The following is a 23,258-nucleotide window of genomic DNA, read 5'->3' on the forward strand; positions in this document are numbered from 1 at the left end:
GGGCGGCATGTCGCTGGATCAGACTTCGTCGGGGCTGCGCAGGTTGGTGACCTGGATGCGCTGTTCACGACGCAGGTCTTTCTGGGCGGGCATCTCGGCACGGTAAATGCCTTGATCACCGACAACCCAGGAAAGCGGGCGTCGCTCCTGGCCGATCGACTCCTGCAGCAGCATCAGGCCCTGCAGGAAGGCTTCGGGGCGAGGCGGGCAGCCAGGCACGTAGACATCCACGGGGAGGAACTTGTCGACCCCCTGAACGACCGAGTAAATGTCGTACATGCCGCCGGAGTTGGCGCACGAGCCCATGGAGATCACCCACTTGGGTTCGAGCATCTGCTCGTAGAGGCGCTGAATGATCGGCGCCATCTTGATGAAGCAGGTGCCGGCGACGACCATGAAGTCGGCCTGACGGGGCGAGGCCCGGATGACTTCGGCGCCGAAGCGGGCGATGTCATGGGGTGCCGTGAAGGCCGTGGTCATTTCCACGTAGCAGCAGGACAGGCCGAAGTTGTACGGCCAGAGGGAGTTTTTGCGACCCCAGTTGACCGCGCCACGCAGCACATCTTCGAGCTTGCCCATGAAGATGTTCTTGTGGACCTGGTCCTCTAGCAGTTGATCGGTGACGGTTTCCCGTTCACCGACCGGGTACTGCTCGTTGGGCGCATCCGGATCGATTCTGGTGAGATTGTATTGCATGCCAAAGCCTCATTGTTTCAGCTTCGCTTGCCGCTTGCGGCGACCTTCGGGAGCCCAATCGAGCGCCCCGACGCGCCATAGGTAGACAAGACCAGCCAACAGAATTGCAATGAAAACGAGTGCTTCGACGAATCCGGTCCAGCCGCTTTCGCGGACGGACACAGACCATGCATACAGGAAGAGGGCTTCGATATCGAAGATCACGAACAGCATCGCGACCAGATAGAATTTGGCGGACAGGCGCAGACGGGCGCTGCCGACGGGCAGCATGCCGGATTCGAAGGGTTCGTTCTTGGCGCGACCCCAAGCCTTGCTACCGAGCAGGCTGGAGAGGCCGAGCATGAAGGCACACAGGCCGACGACACCCAGGAGGAAGATGGCAAAGCCCCAGTTGTGGGCGATGAGTCCTACCGAATCGGACATGCTAGAAATCCTTATACAGAGACCCAGCTCTGCAGTCTGAAATAAGTAGAGCGGCGACGCGTGTCGCGGTTGCAGTGACCAAATGTCGCAGCTGAATCAATCGGGCTGATTTTATGGGTAAACCCGATGCAAGTAAAATTTCTGTGGCAAATTTATTCGTAGGATTAAGAACAAAAAAATCTCCTAAATGGCTGAAACCCTTGAGTTTCGGGCATTGCACGCGCTTTTGTTAATTATGTTTCTTGCATCACGTAACGACTTTTTGCGCCAGTAATGATAATTAATATCATTTGTCCTGATGTGTTGTTTTAAACCTGGCCTGACGCTTGCAAAGTTCATTTTTCCAGCGTGTATCTTGCAAATAAGAAAGCCTCTCGTTCTAGCAGCTGGGCTCGCGTCTTGCACCGCTCTGAATCAACAGTTTATCGATTGAGCCACGATAAGCCGACGCGGCGATTGCCCATTGGCCCAGCCAGTAGGCGAGAATGATCAAGAATTGGGCGCCGGCGAATGGCATGACGAAGCGGTCGATGCCGATCAGGCTGTCGGAGAACACGAACAGGCCGGCTCCGATTGCAGCCAGCCCACCGCAGGCGAGGGCGCGCCAGAGCATTGCACCAATCGCCAAGGCATAAAGCGCCACGGGTATCAGCAAGGACCCCAGGCCGTGGCTGGCCAGCAGTGCGAACAGCGCGCAGGTGAGCAGTACACATACCGCCAGTGTGGCCAGGGCGGGGCGCCGAGTGATGCGGCAATAGGCATGCAGGTAGGCCAGGTGTGCGCAGAAGAAGGCAGCAAGGCCGAAAACGAACCAATCGCGTGGAACGGCCAAAATGATATCGCCCAGTACCGAAAAACCGAGTCCGATACTGATCCAGCGCGTGTAGGGCGTCGCAGGAGCGCTGCATAGCCAGGCAATCAATGCCAGCACTGGCAATGGCTTGGCCAGCAATGCGAGCAGGGTATTGTCGCTGGCCAATGCATATATATAGAAGGCGGCGGCCGTGAGGGCGATGGCGATCAGATGGCTTGGACGGGGCATGGGCGGTCCTTGCTGCTGGGTAGCCACAAGCATAGACCCATGTTGCCGGCTGTGCTGCGAACGCTGAGGGCTAAGCGGGTTCCTACGTGGTAATCAGAAATACGTGTAGGAACAACGTTGTTGCCACTCGATAAAGAAAAAGGCCCGACACCTTTGCAGGGTCGGGCCTCGTTCGAAGGGCGTCACACTCAGTGGAACTGCTCTTCCTCGGTCGAGCCGGTCAGGGCGGTTACCGACGAAGCGCCACCTTGAATCACGGTGGTCATGTCGTCGAAGTAGCCGGTGCCGACTTCCTGCTGGTGCGCCACGAAGGTATAGCCTTTGCTGGCGTCAGCGAACTCCTGCTCCTGCAGCTTGACGTAGGCGGTCATGTCGTTGCGGGCGTAGTCGTGCGCCAAGTTGAACATGCCGTGCCACATGTTGTGGATGCCTGCCAGGGTGATGAACTGGTGCTTGTAGCCCATGGCCGACAGTTCGCGCTGGAACTTGGCGATGGTGGCGTCGTCCAGGTTCTTCTTCCAGTTGAAGGATGGCGAGCAGTTGTACGACAGGATCTGGTCCGGGTACTCCTTCTTGATCGCCTCGGCGAAGCGGCGAGCTTCTTCCAGGTCCGGCTTGGCGGTTTCACACCAGATCAGGTCGGCATACGGGGCATAGGCCAGGCCGCGGGCGATGGCTTGGTCGAGGCCGGCGCGGACTTTATAGAAGCCCTCACGCGTGCGCTCGCCGATCACGAACGGCTGGTCGTACGGGTCGCAATCGCTAGTCAGCAGGTCAGCGGCGTTGGCGTCGGTACGGGCCAGGATGATGGTCGGTACGCCAGCGACGTCCGCAGCCAGGCGGGCAGCAACGAGTTTTTGCACGGCTTCCTGGGTTGGGACCAGTACCTTGCCACCCATGTGGCCGCATTTTTTCACCGAGGCCAGCTGGTCTTCGAAGTGAACCCCGGCTGCGCCTGCCTCGATCATGTTCTTCATCAGTTCGTAGGCGTTCAGCACGCCGCCGAAACCGGCTTCGGCGTCTGCCACGATCGGTGCGAAGTAGTCGATGTAGCCTTCGTCACCTGGGTTCTTGCCTGCTTTCCACTGGATCTGGTCGGCGCGGCGGAAGGCGTTGTTGATGCGCTTGACCACGGTCGGAACCGAATCGACCGGGTACAGCGACTGGTCAGGGTACATGGACTCGGCCGAGTTGTTGTCGGCGGCCACCTGCCAGCCAGACAGGTAGATGGCCTGGATGCCGGCCTTGACCTGCTGGACTGCCTGGCCGCCGGTCAGGGCGCCCATGCAGTTGACGAAATCTTTTTCAGGGCGGAAGGACGGATGGGCACCTTCGGTGACCAGCTTCCACAGTTTCTCTGCACCCTGGCGAGCGAAGGTGTGCTCCGGCTGCAGGGAACCACGCAGGCGGACGACATCGGCGGCGGTATAGGTACGGGTCACGCCTTTCCAGCGCGGGTTCTCGGCCCAGTCTTTCTCAAGGGCTGCAATTTGCTGTTCGCGTGTCAGTGCCATGGAAATAAAACCTCGTCGCATCAGTCTTTGAAGTAAGTGCTTGTGCTCTGCGGTTCAGAAGCCTGGCGGCTGTCCTGTCCGGCGGAAGGTGAGTGCGTACGAGGGAGGCTCGAAGGGGAAGAGGTGCAGGGCCGGGCGAGGTGTGGCGGCAGGTCGGCTCGTGGATGCCTTGCTGCGGTGCGACAGGACTGCCAGGTACTGCGGTGATGCGCTTCCGTCCCTCGGGACAACTTCTTCGTTGCAGTCACTATCCCGTCGAACCGCCTTGTGGGCCGTATAGACACGAGACGCCCCCAGGGGTAAGGAGGAGCGCGTCTCGAAGGCCCTTGCCAGGGCCTCTGATTAGCGGGAGCGAGGCCATCATGCCCTTGGAAAAAAGTACCTGTCAAATGTTTTGTAGTGGTTTTTTTCGCTTACTACATCTTTGGTCTAATGAGACTCTTCGGTCAGTTTCAAGGCCTTTGGTCGAGGCCTTGAATTGCCTGGGATCAGTCAAGAAGGTCGACTTTGACGCGTAATGTCATGTTTTCACCCCGTTGGGTGCTGTAGGTGTAGCTTGAGGCGCTACGTTCGGCTTGGCTCTGCTGATTGAACCCGGCCAGGGTGATCCACTCGCCGAGCTTGCCGGTGACGGTCGTGTCGGTGCTTTGAACTTTTACTACATCCTGACGTTCAAGGCTCATTCGGTCATTATTGGTGCTTATTTGCAGACGAACCGTATCGCCGCTCAGGCTCGGCGTGACATAGAAACCCTGGGTGACATTGCGGTATTCAGTGTCGCTTTGAATGCGTCCGTAGCCGTCGGTGCTGGTACTGGTGATGGGAATGCTCTGACCGATCTGGATCAACGCCGGCTGGCCTTCGCTGGCCTGGATCTGCTGCATCCCGCCCTCACGGTTGCTCGTGCCGTAATGGATGATGCGGGCGTTGCCACGGTTGTCCTGGAAGTTGCTGTCGTCGTTGTCGACGCTGATCAACAGGCGCTTGGGCGCAGTGTCGAGCTGTTGCAACAGTGCGCGCAGGTCATCGATGCGCTCGGGGCTGGCATTGACGATCAGCTTGTTCTCGAAGGTGCTGACCGTGCCGTCCTTGCCCAGGAATGACTGAGCGGTAGGCAGCATTTCGGCGCTGGTGCGATGTTGCAGTGGCAGCACCTCGGTGGCCGCCTGGGCGGTGAGGCTGATGGCCAACAGAAAAGACGTGATGAAGGGGCGTAGCGGCATGTCCATGATCTCCGCAGGTGGAATGATCATGATGGCAAATTTGTCGCGCCTCTGCTGGGTCTGGATCACAGGCTGGGCAGCTCATGTTGCTTGCGGGCTTGCGAAGGCCCCGCAGCAGGCTGCCTGAACCTTTGACAGGGCCTGGCAGTCGCAGCACAAGAAGCCCAAAGGACTGCCCTGATGCTGCGTTTGCTCGTCTTGTTGATTTGTCTGCCCTTGAGCGCGGCCGTGGCCGCACAGCAACCCTTGCGCATCCAGCAACTGCAACGTTGTGGCGATTTGCTGGGCGAAGGCCCGCAGCGATGGTGTCTGCGGGTCCAGGGGCTGGAGCAAGGCAAGCCTGCGGTGTGGCTCGGTGACCAGCCGTTGTCCGAAACGCATGTGGTGCGTCAGGGCGACACGCTCACATTGACCCTCGATCCGCCCCGCCAGCGCAGCGCCCCGTTGTGGCTCGAAGCCCGCGGCCAGAGGAGCAATCCGGTTTGGCTCACGCGCCAGCGCAGCCATGTGCTGGCCGCAGGGCCCGACGAAGTGGCGAAGAACATGGATGGCCTGACCACCTACCTGAACTTGGTCAGTGTATTGATCGAGGAACATCACGACGGTCTGCGCCAAGCGCAGCGCATCGCCGACAAATATGGCGCCCAGGTCGTCGGCGCGATTGCACCGCTCAACGTCTATCAGTTGCGCTTGCCAGTCCATGACCTGGTGCAGCGGGACGCGATGATCCTGCGTATCGGCAGCGAAACCAGTGTGGATGCAGTGATCGTCGAGGAGTCCGCGCCCGAACGCGGCGAGGAAGGCGCTGTGCAAGTCGCCAAGCCGCCCATCGATCAGGCCCAGGAATGGGCTGCCAATCGCTTCATGGATGCCTTGTATTACTACCAGCGCCGTATCCCGGCCTCAAAGGTGCCCGTAAAGCCATTGCGGATCGGCGTGATCGAGCGGGCGGTGGACTTCGATGCTCCGGCATTCATGGCCTACCGCGGCGCTTGCGGTGCGGGCGAAACCTGTGTGTACGCCCGGGATGGCGATCAGGCGCAAAGCCATGGCACGCAGGTCACCGGGATTCTCGCCGGACGAGGCGGCGAGGGCGCGCCAGGCGGCTTTCTCACGGGGCTGGGCAAGGCCGCCCCGGGCTTCGAAGTGATCGTCGAGCGCAATGCCGATGCTGGAATCACTGCCAACATCGCCGCCTCGGTGAATCTGGTCGAGGATGGCGTGAGGGTGCTGAACTGGAGCTGGGGTATCCACCGCGTCGGGGCCAGGGACGTACGGGGCGATGAGGTGGACTCGCTGGTACGCTCAGGGCTCGCCATGAGCGGTTATGAAGAACTGCTAGAGGAATTCTTCCTGTGGTTGCGCAAGGCACATCCGGATGTGGTGGTGGTCAATTCGGCAGGCAACGGTGCTTCCTGGTCTGGAAGGGATGAGTATCGCCTGCCGTCGTCATTCATCACCGATCAGTTGCTGGTGGTCGGCGGCCACCAACGCAGCGACCAAGCCGTTGCGCTCGAAAGCCCGACCCACGTGACCAAGCGGCGCAGCTCCAATGTCGACATGCGTGTGGATATCAGTGCTGCTGCCTGCATCCGTCCTGCGCCGCAAGGCCGGGTCCATTGCGGTACCTCCTATGCGACCCCGCTGGTCACTGCCACAGTGGCTGCCATGCTGTCGATCAACCCACAGCTGACCCCCGACCAGGTGCGCATGCTGCTGCGCCGCAGTGCGCTGACCTTGGGCCCGCAGCAGGATTTCGAAGCCATGGACGCCGAAGACCTGACCGCGCCAATCCTGCCTTCCGAACGCAATGGCCAGTTGCAGCATCCGGATTTGGGGCGTTCGGCGCGTCTGGACATGCTGCGGGCACTGGACCTGGCGGTACAGAGTCGCGAGCGCGTGCGCTGAGCTGCCGATCGGTGGTCGCTATCGGACAAATCTCGTAACATCGCGCCCCTCGATTTTTCATCCCGGTCGCTTCTGCATCCGGACACGACACAGGAACCCCATGAAACCCGCCCGACTTCGCGCCGACGTGCTCGCTGGCCTGACCACGTCTTTCGCCCTGGTGCCTGAATGTATTGCCTTCGCCCTGGTGGCACACCTCAACCCCCTCATGGGCCTGTACGGTGCTTTCATCATCTGTACCCTGACCGCGCTGTTCGGTGGGCGCCCCGGGATGATCTCCGGTGCCGCAGGCTCCATGGCGGTGGTGATCGTCGCCCTGGTGGTGCAGCACGGTGCCCAGTATCTATTGGCTACGGTGCTACTCGGTGGGGGTGTGATGATCCTGTTTGGCGTACTGCGCCTGGGCAAACTGGTGCGCCTGGTGCCGTATCCGGTGATGCTCGGGTTCGTCAATGGCCTGGCGATCGTCATTGCCCTGGCCCAGTTGGAGCACTTCAAGGACGGCGAGCACTGGCTCAGCGGCTCACCGCTGTACCTGATGGTCGGCCTGGTGGCGCTGACCATGCTGGTGGTCTACGTGCTGCCGCGCCTGACCCGCGCCGTGCCTCCGGCGCTGGTCGCGATTCTTGGCGTCGGTCTGCTGGTCTATCTGCTTGGTTTGCCGACCCGCACGTTGGGCGACATGGCGCACATCGCTGGCGGTCTGCCACGACTGGCCCTGCCAGAGGTGCCGTGGAACCTTGAGACGTTGAAGATCATCGCGCCCTACGCCGTGTTGATGGCAATGGTCGGCCTGCTGGAAACCCTGTTGACCTTGAACCTCACCGATGAGATCACTGAAAGCCGTGGCTACCCCGATCGCGAATGCGTGGCGCTCGGGGCGGCCAACATGGTCTCGGGGCTATGTGGCGGCATGGGTGGCTGCGCGATGATCGGCCAGACCGTGATCAACCTCAGCTCCAATGGCCGCGGCCGGCTGTCGGGCGTGGTGGCGGGCGGGATGATCCTGCTGTTCGTGTTGTTCCTCTCGCCGCTGATCGAGCGTATCCCGCTGGCGGCGTTGGTTGGCGTGATGTTCGTGGTCGCCCAGCAGACCTTCGCCTGGGCATCGCTTCGAGTGTTGCGCAAGGTGCCGGTCAGCGACGTGCTGGCAATCATCGCAGTGACGGTGGTGACGGTATTGACTGACCTTGCGACTGCCGTGCTGTTCGGCATCGTCATCGCCGCGATCAACTTTGCCTGGCAGCACGCCCGCGAACTCTATGCCGACAGCCATCTGGACGAGGCGGGCGGCAAGGTCTATCAAGTGCACGGCACGCTGTTCTTCGCCTCGACCACGCCGTTTCTCGATCAGTTCGACCCGGCGCAGGATCCAGCCAGCGTTACCCTGGACTGTAAGCACCTGAGCTTTGTCGACTACTCGGCGATCGCGGCGTTGAAGACCCTGCGCGAACGCTATGCCAAGGCTGGCAAGCACCTGCGCGTGATGCACCTGTCGGAGCGCTGCAAGAAGCTGCTCAAGCGGGCAGGGGAGCAGCATTGAGCAGGGCTTTTGCCCGCATCGGCCCCTTCGCGGGTGAGCCCGCGAAGGTGTCTGGCCACTTGCCGCTACAGCGGATTACTCCCCTTTGCTCTTCTTGACGATGCTGTCGGCGATGCTTGCCGGCGCCTCTGCATACTTGGTGAATTCCATCGAGTAGCTGGCCCGGCCCTGGGTCATCGAACGCATGTCGGTGGAATAGCCAAACATCTCGCCCAATGGCACTTCGGCACGGATCACCTTGCCGGCGGGGCTGTCCTCCGAGCCCTGGATCATGCCGCGCCGACGGCTCAGATCGCCCATGATGTCGCCCAGGTATTCCTCGGGCGTGACCACCTCGACCTTCATCACCGGCTCCAGCAGCACGGCACCGCCTTTCTGGGCCAGTTGCTTGGTGGCCATGGACGCGGCAATCTTGTAGGCCATCTCGTTGGAGTCCACGTCGTGGTACGAGCCGTCGTACACCGCGGCCTTGAGGCTGATCAGCGGGTAACCGGCCAGCACGCCATTTTGCATCTGCTCCTCGATGCCTTTCTGGATGGCGGGAATGTACTCGCGTGGCACCACGCCGCCGACGATCTCGTTGATGAATTCCAGGCCTTCCTTGCCATCGTCGCCCGGTGCAAAACGGATCCAGCAATGGCCATACTGGCCGCGTCCACCGGACTGGCGGATGAAGCGCCCCTCGATTTCGCAGGTGTTGCGGATCTTCTCGCGATAGGCCACCTGCGGCTTGCCGATATTGGCCTCGACGTTGAACTCGCGGCGCATGCGATCGACGATGATGTCCAGGTGCAGCTCACCCATGCCTGAGATGATCGTCTGGCCGGTCTCCTCGTCGGTCTTGACCCGGAACGAGGGGTCCTCCTGGGCCAGCTTGCCCAAGGCAATGCCCATTTTTTCCTGGTCGGCTTTGGTCTTGGGCTCAACGGCCACGGAAATCACCGGGTCGGGGAAATCCATGCGCTCGAGGATGATCGGCTTGTTCATGTCGCACAGGGTGTCGCCGGTGGTGACATCCTTCATGCCGATCAGTGCGGCGATGTCGCCGGCGCAGACATTCTTGATCTCGGCGCGCTGGTTGGCGTGCATCTGCACCATGCGTCCGACCCGTTCCTTCTTGCCCTTGACCGAGTTGAGCACGGCGTCGCCGGAACTGAGCACGCCAGAGTAGACGCGCGCGAACGTCAAGGTGCCCACGAACGGATCGGTGGCGATCTTGAAGGCCAAGGCCGAGAACGGTTCGTTGTCGTCGGCGTGGCGCTCCAGGTGCTTTTCCTCGTCATCTGGGTCGACGCCCTTGATCGAGGGAATCTCGCTGGGGGCGGGCAGGTAGTCGATCACGGCATCGAGCATCAGAGGCACGCCTTTGTTCTTGAAGGACGAGCCGAGGATGGTCGGCACGATCTCGTTGGCCAAGGTGCGTTGGCGCAGCCCGGCCTTGATCTCGTCAACGCTCAGCGCTTCACCCTCGAGAAACTTCATCGTCAGCTCGTCATTGGCTTCGGCGGCGGCTTCGACCATGTGCGCGCGCCATTCATCGGCCAGCGCGCGCAGCTCAGCGGGAATCTCCTCTTCGCGATAGCTGGTGCCCTGGTCGGCGTCGTTCCAGTAGATGGCTTTCATCTTCACCAGGTCGATCTGCCCGGCGAAGTGCTCCTCGCTGCCGATGGCCAGCTGGATCGGTACCGGGTGGTGGCCCAGGCGCTGGTCGATCTGCTTGACCACCCGCAGGAAATCCGCGCCCTGGCGGTCCATCTTGTTGATGTAGGCCAGGCGCGGCACATGGTACTTGTTGGCCTGGCGCCAGACTGTCTCGGACTGCGGCTCGACGCCGTCGGCGCCGCTGAACACCACCACCGCGCCGTCGAGCACGCGCAGCGAGCGCTCCACCTCGATGGTGAAATCGACGTGGCCGGGGGTGTCGATGATGTTGAACCGGTACTTGTCGGCAAACTGCTTGGTCGAGCCTTGCCAGAACGCCGTGGTCGCCGCCGAGGTGATGGTGATGCCGCGCTCCTGCTCCTGGGCCATCCAGTCCATGGTGGCGGCGCCGTCATGAACTTCGCCCATTTTATGGTTGACCCCGGTGTAGAACAGGATGCGTTCGGTGGTGGTGGTCTTGCCGGCGTCGACGTGGGCGACGATGCCAATGTTGCGGTACAGCTCGATGGGAGTCGTGCGGGCCATGGTCATTCACCTGTGGGTGAGCGGGTTCTCCCAAGGTAGCAGACGATGGCGCTGCTGATGGGGCCCAGGCCAAGTATCCGACGGTTGCCAAGGGGGGCTGATGTGCCGCCTAATCCAGGCCCTGCCTAATGATCTGCCTGGAGTCGCCCATGGCCCTCGAAGTTCCGCTGCAGACCTGGTGCCAGCAGCACCCGTTGATCGCCGACCTGGTGCGCCACGCCCCGGTCACTTGGTTCAATCCTGGCGTCGCACCGAGTGCCCAGGCGTTGGGCGATGTACCGCTGGGGGCAGGCGATATCGCCGAGGCCAGCGCACGGTTGACGCGTTTTGCACCGTTCATCGCCTCGGCCTTCCCGCAGACCCAAGCCGCCGGTGGGTTGATCGAATCGCCACTGTTGCCTTTGCCCGGCCTGCAAGCTGCGTTGTGCGATGAGCTCGACATCGCGCCGCTCGGCACGCTGTGGCTCAAGGCAGACAACCTGCTGCCAATCTCAGGCTCGATCAAGGCCCGTGGCGGTATCTATGAAGTGCTCAAGCACGCCGAGGGTCTGGCCCTGGCCGGCGGCCTGCTCAAGCCTGGAGATGATTACGCAACGCTCGACAGCGAGGCGGCACGGGCCTTCTTCAGCCAGTACAGCATCGCCGTCGGCTCGACCGGCAACCTGGGGTTGTCCATCGGCGTCATGGGGGCGCGCCTGGGGTTGCGCACGACGGTCCACATGTCCGCCGATGCCCGTCAATGGAAGAAGGATCGCTTGCGGGCCTGTGGTGTCGAGGTGCGCGAATACGACGCCGATTACGGCGTCGCGGTCGAGCAGGGGCGGCGCGAAGCCGATGCCGATCCCCAATGTCACTTCGTCGATGACGAAAATTCCACCGACCTGTTCCTGGGCTATGCCGTGGCGGCCGAACGCTTGCGCGGGCAGTTGCAGGCGGCGGGCATCGTCGTCGATGCCGAGCATCCGCTGTTCGTCTATTTGCCCTGTGGCGTGGGCGGTGGTCCAGGGGGCGTGGCCTTTGGCTTGAAGCAGGCGTTCGGCGATGCGGTGCACTGCCTGTTCGCCGAGCCCAGCCACTCGCCGTGCATGCTGTTGGGGGTGTACACCGGTTTGCATGAGCAGGTGTCGGTCTATGACTTCGGTCTGGACAACCATACCGCCGCCGACGGGCTCGCGGTCGGCAGGCCTTCAGGGTTTGTCGGGCGTGCCATGCAGCGCCTGATCGACGGTTACTACACCGTCAGCGATGCCGAATTGTTCCGCTTGCTGGCGCTGGTGGAGAAGCTAGAAGGGCTGGCATTGGAGCCTTCGGCGCTGGCGGGCGTGCCGGGCATGGGCCGGGTGTTGCAGGAAAACCAAGGCTATCGTCAGCGTCTGGGCCTGGATGAGCGGCGCATGGCCAATGCCACCCACCTAGTCTGGGCGACGGGCGGCAGCATGGTGCCGCGTGAGGAGATGGACGCTTACCTGGAAAAAGGCCGTGCCATCGTGCATGGCCGCCAGGGGCGCTAAGCCCGGCGGCCAAGCGCCCGGGTCAGTCGGCCAGGGCTTGCAAGTGCCACTGGCCGTCGGTTTCGCGGGCCAGGCCGCTGGCTGGCAGCAGGGCCAGCAGACGCTCGTGCAGGGCGGTTTCGGTGAACGTCTTGACGGTGGCCAGGTCCAGCGCGCCGGTCAGTGGTAGATCGTTCTTGGTGTAGGACAGCCAGGCCTTCTTCAGCACCAGCAGGACATCGCTCCCCGCGGTGTTGGCGAAGCGCCGGTGCATGGTACGGCCTTCGAGTGCGAAGGTGTGCTGGTGGCTGTAGTCACTTTCGTCGCCGCCCCGTTCCAGGCAGCGGTGGCAGCGGCAGGCGCCTTCGCCGAAGGCATTGCGCAGGTAGGCGTTGAAGTCCACGACGGGCTTGAGACTCAGGCGTTTGTCGACTTCGAACAGGTCGGCGATTAGGGGTTCTTCGGCGCTCACTCGGGATCCTCGTGTGGTGGGGCGTGCATCGGCGGGCACCCTAACAGATTTCGGGGCTGCGGTCTCGGGACGGGCGGATGCCTGTGAACGAGCGGTTTGCCCGGGCAAATGCGCGCGCGGTACTCGCGCGCGCGCATCGCCTGCCGTAACCTACGCACCCTTGGCGCCCGATGCGCCGTCCCTTTCTTATGAGGCAACCCGATTGAGTAAGTACCCCTACATCGCCACCGTGACCGTCAGCGCCGAAGACCGTGGGGGTGATGCCGAAGCCATGGAAAACCCCAACATGCGCGTGGGCCTGGAAGCGGTCACCGAAACGCTGAAGAAGGTGCACTTCGTCGGCACCCTGGCCGCACCGGAAAAGTCTGCCACGCACATCTGCGTGACGCTGGAGAACGGCCTGACCTACTACGGCCCGATCGTCAATGGCCACGCCGAACTCGAAGGCGGCTGGATCGCCTTCGAGTCCGACATGCTCACCCCGGAAGAGTTGGGCCTCTAACGCGTCAGCCCAGCGCGGCGAGGCACTGTTCGAGGATATCCAGGCCTTCTTCGAGGACCTGCGGCTCGATCGTCAGCGGTGCCAGCAGGCGAATGATGTGCCGCGCCTTGCCGCTTGGCATCAACAGCAGGCCTTTGGCGCGGGCCGACTCGAGTACCTTGGCCAGTTGGGCTGGCGCGGGGCTGCCGTCGGCGTTGACCAGCTCCAGCCCGCGCATCGCTCCGGTGCCGGTCAGGCGACCTAGCGCCGACGTCAGCCCGGTGGCCTTCCAGCGCTGGTAGCGGCCCACGATGGCCTGCTCCTGGCGCTCTCCCCAGGTCGCGAGATTCTCGTCGGTCATCTGCTCCAGGCTGGCCAAAGCTGCCGCGCACGCGATCGGGTTGCCCGAATAGGTGCCACCCAGGCCGCCCTTGGGCAGCGAGTCCATGACCGTCTTGCGGCCGACCACCGCGCCCAGTGGCATGCCACCGGCGATGCTCTTGGCCAACAGCAACAGGTCAGGCTCGATGCCCAGGCGAGGGAAGGCGAAGCGCTGACCGGTGCGGCCGAAGCCAGACTGGATCTCGTCGATGATGATCAGGATGCCGTGCTCGTCGCAGAAGCGGCGCAGTGCCTGGGCAAAGGTCGGGTCCAGCGCCAGGAAGCCGCCTTCGCCTTGCACGGGCTCGAAGATGAACGCTGCGACGTCTTCCACCGCCAGTTCCACGCTGAACAGCCTGTCCATGGCTTTGAGCGCCTGCTCACAGGTGACGCCGGTGTCGGCGCTTGGATAGGGCAGGTGGTACACCGGCCCGGGCAATTCACCCACGCGTTGCTTGTACGGCGCGACCTTGCCGTTGAGGTTGAGGGTGGCCAGGGTGCGACCATGGAAACCACCGTCGAAGGCGACGATGGCGCGCTTGCCGGTGGCGCCACGGGCCACTTTCAGCGCGTTCTCCGCAGCCTCGGCGCCGCTGTTGGTGAGCATCCCCGCCAGGGGGTAGCTCACCGGCACGAAGTGCTGCAAACGCTCCATCAGCGCCAGGTAAGGACCATGGGGGGCGGCATTGAACGCATAGTGGGTCAGGCGTGTGGCCTGGGTCTGGATGGCCTGGACCACGGCTGGGTTGCAATGGCCCAGGTTCAGAACGCCGATACCGCCGACAAAGTCGATGTAACGTGTGCCGTCGGTGTCCCAGACTTCGGCATTGCGGCCATGGGAAAGTGTAATCGGATGAACAATTGCAATGGACTGACTGATACTTTCCTGATTCATGTGCACGCAAACCTTGGTTTGATTTTCTTATTATCCAAGCGCGGCGAAGTGTCGTTTCGCAAACGAATTATTCGATTGCGGTCATTCCAAAAATTCTTGCTTTTCCAGGGCTAGCCTCCTGCGCGCCAGCGCGGTCTGTCACCAGCGGCCACGACAAACTTCAGTCCCCCTGTGCCACCCGCTCCAGGATCCATTGCACGAACGCCCGCACCTTCGGTACCTCCGCCGCATGCTCGGCATGGGCGATGAAGTGCTTGCCATTGCTGGGTACCGGGTGGTCCCAGGCCACCACCAGCTTGCCTTCGGCCAGCTCTTCGGCGACCAGGTATCGCGGGATCAGGGCGATGCCGCAACCTGCGATGGCGGCGCGGATGCATAGGTAGAACGTGTCGAAACGTGGGCCGTGATAGCTGTTTTCGCTATGCAACCCAAGGCCCAGGAACCACTCATGCCAAGCCTCGGGCCGCGAAGCGCATTGCAACAGGCGATGCTGGGTCAATGCTTCGGCGCTGTCGAAGCGGTGTTGGGCCCGTAGCGATGGCGCACACACCGGCACCACTGCCTCGCTGAACAGTTCGATGCACGTCGCGCCCGGCCAGGTGCCCTGGCCGAAGAAAAAGGCGATGTCCGCCTTGGACTGGACCAGGTCGAAAGGTTCCAGCTCGTTGCGGATGTCCAGGTGGATACGTGGGTGACGATCGCCGAAACCCTTGAGCCTGGGCACCAGCCAGCGGGCTCCGAACGTCGGCTGGGTGGCGATGCGCAGCACCTCGGTTTCATCGCCGTAGCTCAGGATGTAGCGGCTGGAGATGTCGATTTGGGTGAGGATCTTGTTCACTTCGGTCAGGTACAGCGCGCCGGCCGGTGTCAGCTGTAGGCGCCTGCGGATGCGCTGGAACAGCGGGTGCGCCAGCATGTCCTCCAGTTGCGCCACTTGCTTGCTCACGGCGCTCTGGGTCAGGTGCAGTTCCTGCGCCGCCCGCGTGAAGCTCAGATGACGAGCGGCCGCTTCGAAGCACTGCAGGGCGGTGGAAGAAGGCATCAGTCGTTTTGACATGAGCGGTGAGTACCCCGTGAATTTGGAAGGATTTCATTCCGCAACGGAATCATGTGCTTCGAAAAGGTCGTTTGTTGACCTCGTCTTATTAGATTAATACTGACCTATATCAACGATGACAACCCGCTGTTGAAACAGGAGAAGAACAATGACTGTCGACGCGTTCGAACGTCTCGGCGCGGCTGAAATGTTATTTGCCATCGGCAAATGCCAGCGTCCGACTGCACGGCATCGATAAGGGCCTGCGCCTGATCGGACCGAAAACAACAAGAACACGAAAGCAACGATTTTTGCCTTCTGCTCCCTTTTCAGCCGCCGCTGGCGGCGGCCGACCCATTCGAGGGTTCCCCATGGCATCGCCACACCCAAAAAAACAACGCTCGCTGCAACATGGCCTGACCTCGCGTCAGGTCTCCATGATTTCCATCGCCGGCATCATCGGAGCCGGCCTTTTCATCGGTTCTTCCAACGCCATCGCCACCGCGGGCCCGGCGATCCTGATTTCCTACGCCATGACTGGCCTGCTGGTCTTGCTGGTGATGCGCATGTTGGGCGAAATGGCGATTGCCAACCCCAACAGTGGTTCATTCTCCACCTATGCCGCCGAGGCCATCGGACCCTGGGCGGGTTTCACCATCGGTTGGCTGTACTGGTGGTTCTGGGTGCTGATCATCCCGGTCGAAGCGATTGCCGGCGCGGATATCCTCCATGCGTACTTCCCCGGCGTGCCGTCCTGGTTGTTCGCGTTCCTGATCATGGTCGTGCTGTCGGCCACCAACCTGATCAGCGTGAAGAACTTCGGTGAATTCGAGTACTGGTTCGCGCTGGTCAAGGTGATCGCCATTCTTGCGTTCATCGGCATCTGCAGCATGGCCGTGTTCGGCGTCTGGCCGCTGGCGGAAGTCTCCGGTGTCAGCCATCTGTGGGCCAGCGGCGGCTTCATGCCCAACGGCTTTGGCACGGTGCTCGGCGGCGTGTTGATTACGATTTTCTCGTTCTTCGGCGCCGAGATCGTCACCATTGCGGCCGACGAGACCGCCAACCCGAAAGACAAGATTCGCCGCGCTACCAACCTGGTGGTGTATCGCATCGCCATCTTCTACCTGGCCTCGATCTTCCTGGTGGTGTCGCTGGTGGCCTGGAACGACCCTGGCCTTAAAGCAGTGGGGTCCTTCCAGCGCGTACTCGAGGTGCTGAACGTGCCGGGTGCCAAGTTGATGGTTGACCTGGTGGTGCTGGTGGCGGTCACCAGTTGCATGAATTCCGGTCTCTATACCGCCTCACGCATGCTCTATTCGCTGGGTGCACGGGGCGAGGCGCCGCGGATGATCAAGCGTATCTCCGGCAATGGCGTGCCGACCGTGGCAGTCGTGCTGTCGACCCTGGCAGGTTTCGCCGGTTGCTTCGTCAACTATGTGTTGCCTGGCAAGGTGTTCGGCTTCCTGTTGTCGACCACCGGCGCCATCGCCTTGCTGGTGTACTTGGTGATTGCCGTGTCGCAGTTGCGCATGCGGGCGCGTGCCGAGCGCGAAGGCACGGAGCTTGCGCTGAAGATGTGGTTGTTCCCTTGGCTGACCTGGCTGGTGATCGGGCTGATCGTCATGGTGCTTGGCTACATGCTGTTCAGCGATGCCTATCGCTACGAGACGCTGATGACGGCGGGGGTGACCTGCTTCATCCTGCTGATTGCCCTGACCCGCAGGCGTGGTATCTCGGTGCTGGCCCCTGCAACGGATCGGTAGCGCAAAACGAGGCTGCCAGCGCAGCCTCGTCGTTGGCGGGGGAAGGGTGGGGCGCTACCATCGGTGGCGTCTTCTCCGCACACCAACAAGCACAGGACGCGTATGAACGAACACGTACTTTCCCAGCAGGAGCTGGCGGCCCCTGAGGGTACCTGCTACGGCTGTGGCTGCTCGCACCCCAGCGGACTGCACATCAAGAGTCATTGGGATGACGATGGTATTCACCTGGTCTGTCGCCACTCGCCCGACAGCAGCTTCATCGGCTGGCCGGGGCTGGTCTATGGTGGCTTCCTGGCCATGCTGGTGGATTGCCATTCCAACTGGACGGCCATGGCCTATCACTACCGGGCCGAAGGACGCGAAGCGGGGAGCCTGCCGCGAATCGATTGTGTCACCGGCACCCTCAGCCTGACGTACCTCAAACCCACGCCGATGGGCGTGGAGCTGGTGCTCAAAGCACGTGTCGAAGGTGAAGTCGGGCGCAAGACCCGGGTCATCTGCGAAGTCTGGGCAGGCGATGTACTGACCGTGACGGCTGACTCGGTGTTCGTGCGCGTGGATACCGAGAAGCTCAAGCTCAAGGCCCATGGTTTGTCTTGAGTGCTGCTATCGGCAGACGGTCCTGAGCCGTCTGCCGAGTGGTTAATGCCCCAATTCGTTGAAAAACCTTACGGGCTTGTCAGGTGAGTCCTATGCGGCTCGTCCAGGGTTACGAATAGGCTGGTCTGGTTTTCGCAACCGACGGTCTTGGATGTTCGTTTAATCCCACATAAAGCTCCCACTCTCGCCTTTGCGACGCAGGCGAGGTTCTGCTGAGCATCCGAGACTTTTCCTACCCCCCTGATGCAAACGCGTGCGTGATCGCGGCGGGAGCTCCGTGCCCATGCGCCTTGCACCGAGGAGTTGTTTTCATGCGTGCCAGATCCATCCGCAATCTCATGCCTCTGGGCGGCCTGTTATTGGCCCTGGGCGGCTGCGCCAGTGTTGTCGTGCCGACAGAACAGATCGAGCTGACCCGTAACGCGGTCAATCGTGCCGTGGCTGCCGATGCGACCCAGTATGCGCCCGTCGAAATGCGTGCGGCCCAAGACAAACTCAATGCTATGGAGCGGGCCATGGGCCAGCAGGACATGGCTCAAGTCCGCACCCTCGCCGAACAAGCCGAGGCCGATGCCAGCTTCGCCGAGCGCAAGGCCCAGGCGAGCAAGGCACAGGCACAACTCAGTGCCGCCCGCGAAGGCATCGAAGTGCTCAAGCGGGAAATGCTCGAAGCACCCGACACACTGCCTGCCGTGACCGCCGAATAAGGAGCTGACCATGTCGAAATCGTATCTGTTGCCTTGTGTCTCGGTACTCGCACTGGCGTTGGCCGGTTGTAGCGCGACGCCAGAAAACCCAAGCTTGCTGGAGGCCCGCGAGGCGTATTCGGTCCTGCAAAGCAAGCCTGACGCCAGCCGCCTTGCCGCCCTGGAGACCCAGGAAGCCTACCGTGCCCTTGGCAAGGCGGAGCTGGCCTCGCTCAAGGACCGCAAGGACATGCAGGTCGAGCAGCTCGCCTACCTGGCCAACCGCAAGATCGAGACGGCCGAGCAGACCATCGTGCTGCGTCAGGCCGAGGCCGGTCTTCAGCGTATCGAGGCCCAGCGTACCGAGGCGCGCCTTCAGGTGCGTACCGCCCAGCTCAAGGCGTTGCAATCGCTCAAGTCCCAGCAAACCGAGCGTGGCACCGTCGTGACGTTCGGCGATGTGCTGTTCGACACCGGGCGAGCGCAACTGCGTCCGAGCAGCGACCGCGATATCCAGAAGCTGGCCGCATTCCTCAACGACAACCCTGAACGCAAGGTGCTGGTAGAAGGCTTCACCGATGCCACTGGCAGCGATGCGTTCAATCAGAAGCTGTCCGAACAGCGCGCCGCTTCCGTGGCGATGGCGCTACGCCGTCAGGGCGTGGAGCCTGGCCGCATCACCACTGGCGGTTATGGTAAGGAATACCCGGTTGCCTCCAATGCCGATGCGCATTCCCGGCAGCTCAATCGTCGTGTGGAAGTGATCATTTCCAAGGGTGCAGAGCGCGTTCCGACGCGCTACTGATGTGACGGATGGCGCATCCACGGGCGCGCCATCGGAAACACTGCACGGTCTTTGTGGGAGCGGGTTCACCCGCGAATGCGGTAGTGGATTCACCAACGTATTCGCGGCTAAACCCACTCCCACGCATGGCGGCGAAATCCCCAGTAACAACCGATGGCCAAACCACCGGGTTACCCCTACAGTGGTCATTTCCTCGTTTTCAGGAAGTGCCCATGACCGATCTCAGCGCTTTTCCCATCACCCGCAAATGGCCGGCGCGTCATCCCGAGCGCCTGCAGTTGTATTCCTTGGCCACGCCCAACGGCGTCAAGGTCTCGATCATGCTGGAGGAGATCGGCCTGCCTTATGAAGTGCACAAGGTCAGTTTCGACAACGATGACCAGATGAGCCCTGAGTTCATCTCCTTGAGCGCCAACAACAAGATTCCTGCCATCCTCGACCCCAACGGGCCGAACGGTCAGCCATTGCCGCTGTTCGAGTCCGGCGCGATCCTGCAGTACCTGGCTGAGAAGACCGGCCAATTGCTCAGCCAGGACCCGGCCACCCGTTACCAGACCCTGCAGTGGCTGATGTTCCAGATGGGCGGGATCGGGCCGATGTTCGGCCAGGTTGGGTTCTTCCATTTCTTCGCGGGCAAGGAGTACGAGGACAAGCGCCCGCGGGACCGCTACGTCAATGAATCCCGGCGTCTGCTGGGCGTGCTCGACCGGCATCTGTCCGGACGCGAATGGATGGTTGATGACTACAGCATCGCCGACATCGCCATCTTCCCCTGGGTGCGCAACCTGGTGGAGCGCTACAACGCACGGGAGCTGGTGCGGTTCGATGAGTTCAAGCAGGTGCAGCGAGTGCTGGAGGCCTTCCTGGCCCGGCCTGCCGTGCAGCGGGGCCTGAAGATTCCGGGCTGAGTCTGCAGGTGTTCAGGGTCGCGACGCGGCCCTGAACCTTCAGAATACCTGGCACAGCAGCCAGTACAGGCATCCGGCCAGCAACATTGCTGCCGGCAAGGTCAACACCCAGGCCATCAACAGATTGAACAGCGTCCGGCGCTGGACGCCTGAGCCGTTCGCCACCATGGTCCCCGCGACACCGGATGAGAGCACGTGGGTGGTCGACACCGGTAGACCGAACAGGTCCGCCGCGCCAATGGTGCACATGGCCACCACTTCTGCCGAGGCGCCCTGGGCATAGCTCAGGTGGGTCTTGCCGATCTTTTCCCCCACCGTGACCACGATGCGTCGCCAGCCCACCATCGTGCCCAGGCCCAATGCAATGGCGACCACCACCTTGACCCACAGCGGGATATAGCGGGTGGCATCGTCCAGTTGCTGTTTGAACACCGTTATCTGGCGGTGGGTATCGGCGTCGAAGCGTGCCAACTGTTGCTTGTCGATGAGGCGGATGGTTTCGCTCGCCAGATACATGTCGTTGCGTATGTTGGCCATGGCTTCGGCTGGCACTCGGTTGAGCGAGCCATAGCCTTTGACCTGTTCGCCGATCATCCCGCTGAGTGCGGCCAAGGCGGGGACCAGCTGGGGGCTCGCCTTGGGCTCGGCAATGAAGGCGACCAGCGCCTGACGGGGGTCGCCCGGTGCTGCTTGAGGCGCACTGCGCACCAGCGCTTGACGGGTGCTTTGGGCGATGACAGAGAACTGCTGTGCCTGCTCGGTGGGCATGGTCTTGTTCAGCGCGTAAGCCATTGGCAAGGTGCCCACCAGAATCAGCATGATCAGCCCCATGCCTTTCTGGCCATCATTGGACCCATGGGCGAACGACACGCCGGTGCAGGTCAGGATCAACACGCTGCGGATCCACCAGGGAGGAGGTGTCTGCCCTTGCGGTGCCTGGTACAGCTCGCGACGCTTGATCAGCAGGCGCATTGCCAGCAACAGCAAGGCGGCGCAGGCGAAGCCGATCAGCGGCGAAAACAGCAGGGCATAGCCCACCTTGCCGGCTTGGGCCCAGTCCACCCCGCTGGTGCCTGCGCGGCCATGCATCAGGGCGTTGGCCACGCCGACGCCGATGATGGAGCCGATCAAGGTGTGTGAGGACGAGGCTGGCAGACCCAGCCACCAGGTGCCCAGGTTCCAGATGATTGCCGCCAGCAGCAAGGCGAACACCATGGCAAAGCCGGCCGTTGAGCCGACCTGCAGAATCAACTCCACCGGCAGCAGCGCAATGATGGCGAAGGCCACGGCACCGCTGGACAGCAGCACCCCAAGGAAATTGCACAGGCCAGACCATACCACCGCCACCGACGCAGGCAACGAATGGGTGTAGATCACCGTGGCGACCGCATTGGCCGTGTCATGAAAGCCGTTGACGAACTCGAAGCCCAGGGCGATCAGCAGCGCCAGGCCCAGCAGCAGGAAGGGAGTGAAGGTAGTAACGACGGTGCCGCTGGCGCTGACATCCTGTTTCAGGCTCCAGGCGGTGTAAGCCACAGCGGCCAGCAGCAGGCCGATGAACAGCGTGAGGGTGCCGCGGCCGGGTCTGTGCGACAACGGCGGGCGGACGTCGCAGTGGGCCAGGTCGGTCTGGTTGGCCAGTGACGAGGTTGCCATGGAGGGCTCCGGGTGGCGTCGGGCAAAGATGCCAGGCGGGCAAAGCATAGAAGGCAATTCAGAGTCTGCACGTGACCTTGGTCAATGAAGGCCCTAGGCTGATGGGAAAGCCTGGCGTAGGAGAACGTCGTGATCCGTTGCAAACGTGTCTACGATCCAATGGAGGCCGAGGACGGTCAGCGGGTGCTGGTCGATCGCCTGTGGCCACGCAACAAACGCAAGGACGACCTTCACGGCCGATGGTTGCGAGAGGTCGCACCCTCCGATGAGTTGCGTAAGGCGTTTCATCATGGCGAGGTTGATTTCGCCGGTTTCACCCAGCGCTACCAGCAGGAGCTCGCGGCCCATCCCGAGCATTGGTACCCCCTGCTGGATCTGGCGGCCAAGGGCAACTTGACCTTGCTCTATGCCGGCAAGGACACCAAGCACAATAACGCCGTGGTGCTGGCCGGGTGGCTGGAGGATGAACTGGAGCGCCGTGGACCGGGTAGTTCACCGGTGTGCTATGCCCCGTAGATTGACTGGAAGACCACTCCACATGCCGTTCGAACTGACCCCCGCCACCGACGCCTACCGCACCTTCGCCCGCGATCTGACCCGGCGCGCCATGCTGCCTTACTACCGGGAGTTCGACCTGCTGTGGATCGAGGAAGCCTTCGACGAAGCCTGGGGTTGGCGCGAACAGTGGCTGGTGACGCAGGAGGGGCAAGTGCTGGGTTTTTGCAGCCTCAGCCAGGATCGTCAGGCCCTGTTCATCCGCGAGTTGCACCTGCTGCCGGAGCACAGGGGGCGTGGTGTCGGCGCTTGGGTATTGGAGACCCTGGCCCAGTGGGCAGGGCAACGGGGGCTGCCCTTGCTCAGATTGATGGTGTTCAAGAGCAATCCTGCGCGTCAGCTCTATCGGCGACATGGTTTCGTCGAGATGGGCGAGGACGACTGTTTCGTGCGTATGCAACGCGGGGTCGCGCCGAAAAGCTGACTGTCGAGACGGATCGTGACCAATGGCGCAATGATGGCTTGCCAGGATTGGATCCCACTTGGCATAGTGCCATCCGGGGTGATGGCCACTTGCTCGAAGGTCACCATTTCCGTGGGATTCATGGACAGCAAGGGAAGGGAGTCGAATGAGTGGAATTGGTCCGCGGCTGCGGGAAGAGCGTGAGCGCCTTGGCCTCACCCAGCGGGTGTTCGGCGACATCGGCGGTGTCGAGCCCAATGCCCAGGGCAAGTATGAAAGTGGTGAGCGCACGCCGCGGGTCGATTATCTGGCCGCGCTGGCCAAGCGGGGCGTTGATGCGCTCTATGTGCTCAGTGGTGCGCATACCCCAGCCCCACTGGACAGCCTGACCGTCGATGAAGACCGCGTGCTGGCGCTTTTCCGCCGACTGCCTGAGGCTGATCAGGTTGCCTTGCGCCACCTGTTGCAGCGTCTGGCTGGAGAGGCGGGCGAGCGCGATGGTGGCCAGGTACGCACATCGGGTCGGTCTGTGATTTTCGACGATGCATTGACCTAGTGACCGCTGCGCGCTAGGAGGCGAAATAGCCAACC

The 23,258-nt window shown here is 62.1% G+C and carries 22 protein-coding genes; 12 read left to right on the forward strand and 10 right to left on the reverse strand.

The features are described from left to right. Positions 1-18: 18 nt before the first annotated feature. The 5 genes from J5X93_RS09010 to J5X93_RS09030 all read right to left on the reverse strand — a co-directional run bounded on the left by J5X93_RS09010 (position 19) and on the right by J5X93_RS09030 (position 4,928). Positions 19-696, reverse strand: coding sequence for a NuoB/complex I 20 kDa subunit family protein (locus J5X93_RS09010; RefSeq protein ID WP_043209157.1), 678 nt, complete (start codon positions 694-696; stop codon positions 19-21). Between the two features lie 9 nt (positions 697-705). Further along, entirely contained in the window at positions 706-1,119 is a 414-nt protein-coding gene (locus J5X93_RS09015) for an NADH-quinone oxidoreductase subunit A (RefSeq protein ID WP_043209159.1), read from the reverse strand. 379 nt (positions 1,120-1,498) lie between these two features. Beyond that, positions 1,499-2,161: a lysoplasmalogenase gene (locus J5X93_RS09020; RefSeq protein ID WP_177343685.1), complete on the reverse strand. Its 663-nt coding sequence runs from the start codon at positions 2,159-2,161 to the stop codon at positions 1,499-1,501. Between the two features lie 188 nt (positions 2,162-2,349). Further along, positions 2,350-3,675 (reverse strand): isocitrate lyase, encoded by a 1,326-nt coding sequence (aceA, locus tag J5X93_RS09025; protein ID WP_043209162.1) that lies wholly within the window; start codon positions 3,673-3,675, stop codon positions 2,350-2,352. Between the two features lie 488 nt (positions 3,676-4,163). Then, positions 4,164-4,928, reverse strand: a complete 765-nt coding sequence (locus tag J5X93_RS09030; RefSeq protein WP_180962721.1) for a secretin N-terminal domain-containing protein — start codon at positions 4,926-4,928, stop codon at positions 4,164-4,166. A 150-nt stretch (positions 4,929-5,078) separates the two neighbouring features. Between J5X93_RS09030 and J5X93_RS09035 the strand changes: the two genes are divergently transcribed. Continuing rightward, positions 5,079-6,806, forward strand: coding sequence for a S8/S53 family peptidase (locus J5X93_RS09035; RefSeq protein WP_090345554.1), 1,728 nt, complete (start codon positions 5,079-5,081; stop codon positions 6,804-6,806). 100 nt (positions 6,807-6,906) lie between these two features. Next, entirely contained in the window at positions 6,907-8,349 is a 1,443-nt protein-coding gene (locus J5X93_RS09040) for a SulP family inorganic anion transporter (protein ID WP_182941342.1), read from the forward strand. 75 nt (positions 8,350-8,424) lie between these two features. On the opposite strand, the gene fusA is transcribed toward J5X93_RS09040, so the two are convergent. Further along, on the reverse strand, positions 8,425-10,536 hold the full coding sequence (fusA, locus tag J5X93_RS09045) for an elongation factor G (protein ID WP_043209170.1): 2,112 nt from the start codon (positions 10,534-10,536) through the stop codon (positions 8,425-8,427). Positions 10,537-10,685: 149 nt separating this feature from the next. On the opposite strand from fusA, the gene dsdA reads away from it, so the two are divergent. Further along, positions 10,686-12,047, forward strand: a complete 1,362-nt coding sequence (gene dsdA / locus J5X93_RS09050) for a D-serine ammonia-lyase (protein ID WP_182818476.1) — start codon at positions 10,686-10,688, stop codon at positions 12,045-12,047. A gap of 22 nt (positions 12,048-12,069) precedes the next feature. Here dsdA and J5X93_RS09055 read toward each other — a convergent pair whose 3' ends face one another. Then, entirely contained in the window at positions 12,070-12,498 is a 429-nt protein-coding gene (locus tag J5X93_RS09055; RefSeq protein ID WP_090345563.1) for a hypothetical protein, read from the reverse strand. 202 nt (positions 12,499-12,700) lie between these two features. Here J5X93_RS09055 and J5X93_RS09060 point away from each other — a divergent pair, with 202 nt between their 5' ends. Beyond that, the gene (locus J5X93_RS09060) at positions 12,701-13,000 is read left to right on the forward strand and encodes a hypothetical protein (RefSeq protein ID WP_043209175.1); all 300 of its coding nucleotides are present in this window, start codon (positions 12,701-12,703) and stop codon (positions 12,998-13,000) included. A gap of 4 nt (positions 13,001-13,004) precedes the next feature. Here J5X93_RS09060 and J5X93_RS09065 read toward each other — a convergent pair whose 3' ends face one another. After that, positions 13,005-14,255: a 2-aminoadipate transaminase gene (locus J5X93_RS09065; RefSeq protein ID WP_043209177.1), complete on the reverse strand. Its 1,251-nt coding sequence runs from the start codon at positions 14,253-14,255 to the stop codon at positions 13,005-13,007. Positions 14,256-14,415: 160 nt separating this feature from the next. Further along, the gene (gene gcvA / locus J5X93_RS09070; protein WP_043209178.1) at positions 14,416-15,312 is read right to left on the reverse strand and encodes a transcriptional regulator GcvA; all 897 of its coding nucleotides are present in this window, start codon (positions 15,310-15,312) and stop codon (positions 14,416-14,418) included. 350 nt (positions 15,313-15,662) lie between these two features. Here gcvA and J5X93_RS09075 point away from each other — a divergent pair, with 350 nt between their 5' ends. The 5 genes from J5X93_RS09075 (at position 15,663) to J5X93_RS09095 (ending at position 20,053) form a co-directional block, all read left to right on the forward strand. Continuing rightward, positions 15,663-17,054, forward strand: a complete 1,392-nt coding sequence (locus tag J5X93_RS09075) for an amino acid permease (RefSeq protein ID WP_102081964.1) — start codon at positions 15,663-15,665, stop codon at positions 17,052-17,054. 102 nt (positions 17,055-17,156) lie between these two features. Continuing rightward, positions 17,157-17,654: a PaaI family thioesterase gene (locus J5X93_RS09080; protein ID WP_043209182.1), complete on the forward strand. Its 498-nt coding sequence runs from the start codon at positions 17,157-17,159 to the stop codon at positions 17,652-17,654. Between the two features lie 311 nt (positions 17,655-17,965). Continuing rightward, complete coding sequence (locus J5X93_RS09085) at positions 17,966-18,361, forward strand: DUF4398 domain-containing protein (RefSeq protein WP_070571846.1); 396 nt, start codon at positions 17,966-17,968, stop codon at positions 18,359-18,361. Positions 18,362-18,371: 10 nt separating this feature from the next. Beyond that, the gene (locus J5X93_RS09090; protein WP_043209186.1) at positions 18,372-19,145 is read left to right on the forward strand and encodes an OmpA family protein; all 774 of its coding nucleotides are present in this window, start codon (positions 18,372-18,374) and stop codon (positions 19,143-19,145) included. 212 nt (positions 19,146-19,357) lie between these two features. Then, positions 19,358-20,053: a glutathione S-transferase N-terminal domain-containing protein gene (locus J5X93_RS09095; protein ID WP_043209187.1), complete on the forward strand. Its 696-nt coding sequence runs from the start codon at positions 19,358-19,360 to the stop codon at positions 20,051-20,053. Between the two features lie 39 nt (positions 20,054-20,092). Here the strand turns inward: J5X93_RS09095 and J5X93_RS09100 are convergent, their stop codons facing one another. Continuing rightward, on the reverse strand, positions 20,093-21,709 hold the full coding sequence (locus J5X93_RS09100; protein WP_043209190.1) for an inorganic phosphate transporter: 1,617 nt from the start codon (positions 21,707-21,709) through the stop codon (positions 20,093-20,095). 129 nt (positions 21,710-21,838) lie between these two features. Between J5X93_RS09100 and J5X93_RS09105 the strand changes: the two genes are divergently transcribed. The 3 genes from J5X93_RS09105 (at position 21,839) to J5X93_RS09115 (ending at position 23,223) form a co-directional block, all read left to right on the forward strand. Then, on the forward strand, positions 21,839-22,225 hold the full coding sequence (locus J5X93_RS09105) for a DUF488 domain-containing protein (protein WP_043209192.1): 387 nt from the start codon (positions 21,839-21,841) through the stop codon (positions 22,223-22,225). Positions 22,226-22,247: 22 nt separating this feature from the next. After that, positions 22,248-22,688, forward strand: a complete 441-nt coding sequence (locus J5X93_RS09110) for a GNAT family N-acetyltransferase (protein WP_043209194.1) — start codon at positions 22,248-22,250, stop codon at positions 22,686-22,688. A gap of 145 nt (positions 22,689-22,833) precedes the next feature. Further along, positions 22,834-23,223 (forward strand): helix-turn-helix domain-containing protein, encoded by a 390-nt coding sequence (locus tag J5X93_RS09115; protein WP_043209197.1) that lies wholly within the window; start codon positions 22,834-22,836, stop codon positions 23,221-23,223. Positions 23,224-23,258 lie beyond the last annotated feature (35 nt).

Origin of the sequence: Pseudomonas sp. BYT-1, assembly GCF_023611805.1 — a bacterium.
GTDB lineage: Bacteria > Pseudomonadota > Gammaproteobacteria > Pseudomonadales > Pseudomonadaceae > Aquipseudomonas > Aquipseudomonas guariconensis.

Excerpts from the sequence above, each read along its gene's own strand:
- J5X93_RS09010 (WP_043209157.1), bottom strand. The coding sequence starts at position 696 with ATGCAATACAATCTCACCAGAATCGATCCGGATGCGCCCAACGAGCAG.
- J5X93_RS09015 (WP_043209159.1), bottom strand. The coding sequence starts at position 1,119 with ATGTCCGATTCGGTAGGACTCATCGCCCACAACTGGGGCTTTGCCATC.
- J5X93_RS09020 (WP_177343685.1), bottom strand. The coding sequence starts at position 2,161 with ATGCCCCGTCCAAGCCATCTGATCGCCATCGCCCTCACGGCCGCCGCC.
- aceA (WP_043209162.1), bottom strand. The coding sequence starts at position 3,675 with ATGGCACTGACACGCGAACAGCAAATTGCAGCCCTTGAGAAAGACTGG.
- J5X93_RS09030 (WP_180962721.1), bottom strand. The coding sequence starts at position 4,928 with ATGATCATTCCACCTGCGGAGATCATGGACATGCCGCTACGCCCCTTC.
- J5X93_RS09035 (WP_090345554.1), top strand. The coding sequence starts at position 5,079 with ATGCTGCGTTTGCTCGTCTTGTTGATTTGTCTGCCCTTGAGCGCGGCC.
- J5X93_RS09040 (WP_182941342.1), top strand. The coding sequence starts at position 6,907 with ATGAAACCCGCCCGACTTCGCGCCGACGTGCTCGCTGGCCTGACCACG.
- fusA (WP_043209170.1), bottom strand. The coding sequence starts at position 10,536 with ATGGCCCGCACGACTCCCATCGAGCTGTACCGCAACATTGGCATCGTC.
- dsdA (WP_182818476.1), top strand. The coding sequence starts at position 10,686 with ATGGCCCTCGAAGTTCCGCTGCAGACCTGGTGCCAGCAGCACCCGTTG.
- J5X93_RS09065 (WP_043209177.1), bottom strand. The coding sequence starts at position 14,255 with ATGAATCAGGAAAGTATCAGTCAGTCCATTGCAATTGTTCATCCGATT.
- gcvA (WP_043209178.1), bottom strand. The coding sequence starts at position 15,312 with ATGTCAAAACGACTGATGCCTTCTTCCACCGCCCTGCAGTGCTTCGAA.
- J5X93_RS09075 (WP_102081964.1), top strand. The coding sequence starts at position 15,663 with ATGGCATCGCCACACCCAAAAAAACAACGCTCGCTGCAACATGGCCTG.
- J5X93_RS09080 (WP_043209182.1), top strand. The coding sequence starts at position 17,157 with ATGAACGAACACGTACTTTCCCAGCAGGAGCTGGCGGCCCCTGAGGGT.
- J5X93_RS09085 (WP_070571846.1), top strand. The coding sequence starts at position 17,966 with ATGCGTGCCAGATCCATCCGCAATCTCATGCCTCTGGGCGGCCTGTTA.
- J5X93_RS09090 (WP_043209186.1), top strand. The coding sequence starts at position 18,372 with ATGTCGAAATCGTATCTGTTGCCTTGTGTCTCGGTACTCGCACTGGCG.
- J5X93_RS09095 (WP_043209187.1), top strand. The coding sequence starts at position 19,358 with ATGACCGATCTCAGCGCTTTTCCCATCACCCGCAAATGGCCGGCGCGT.
- J5X93_RS09100 (WP_043209190.1), bottom strand. The coding sequence starts at position 21,709 with ATGGCAACCTCGTCACTGGCCAACCAGACCGACCTGGCCCACTGCGAC.
- J5X93_RS09110 (WP_043209194.1), top strand. The coding sequence starts at position 22,248 with ATGCCGTTCGAACTGACCCCCGCCACCGACGCCTACCGCACCTTCGCC.
- J5X93_RS09115 (WP_043209197.1), top strand. The coding sequence starts at position 22,834 with ATGAGTGGAATTGGTCCGCGGCTGCGGGAAGAGCGTGAGCGCCTTGGC.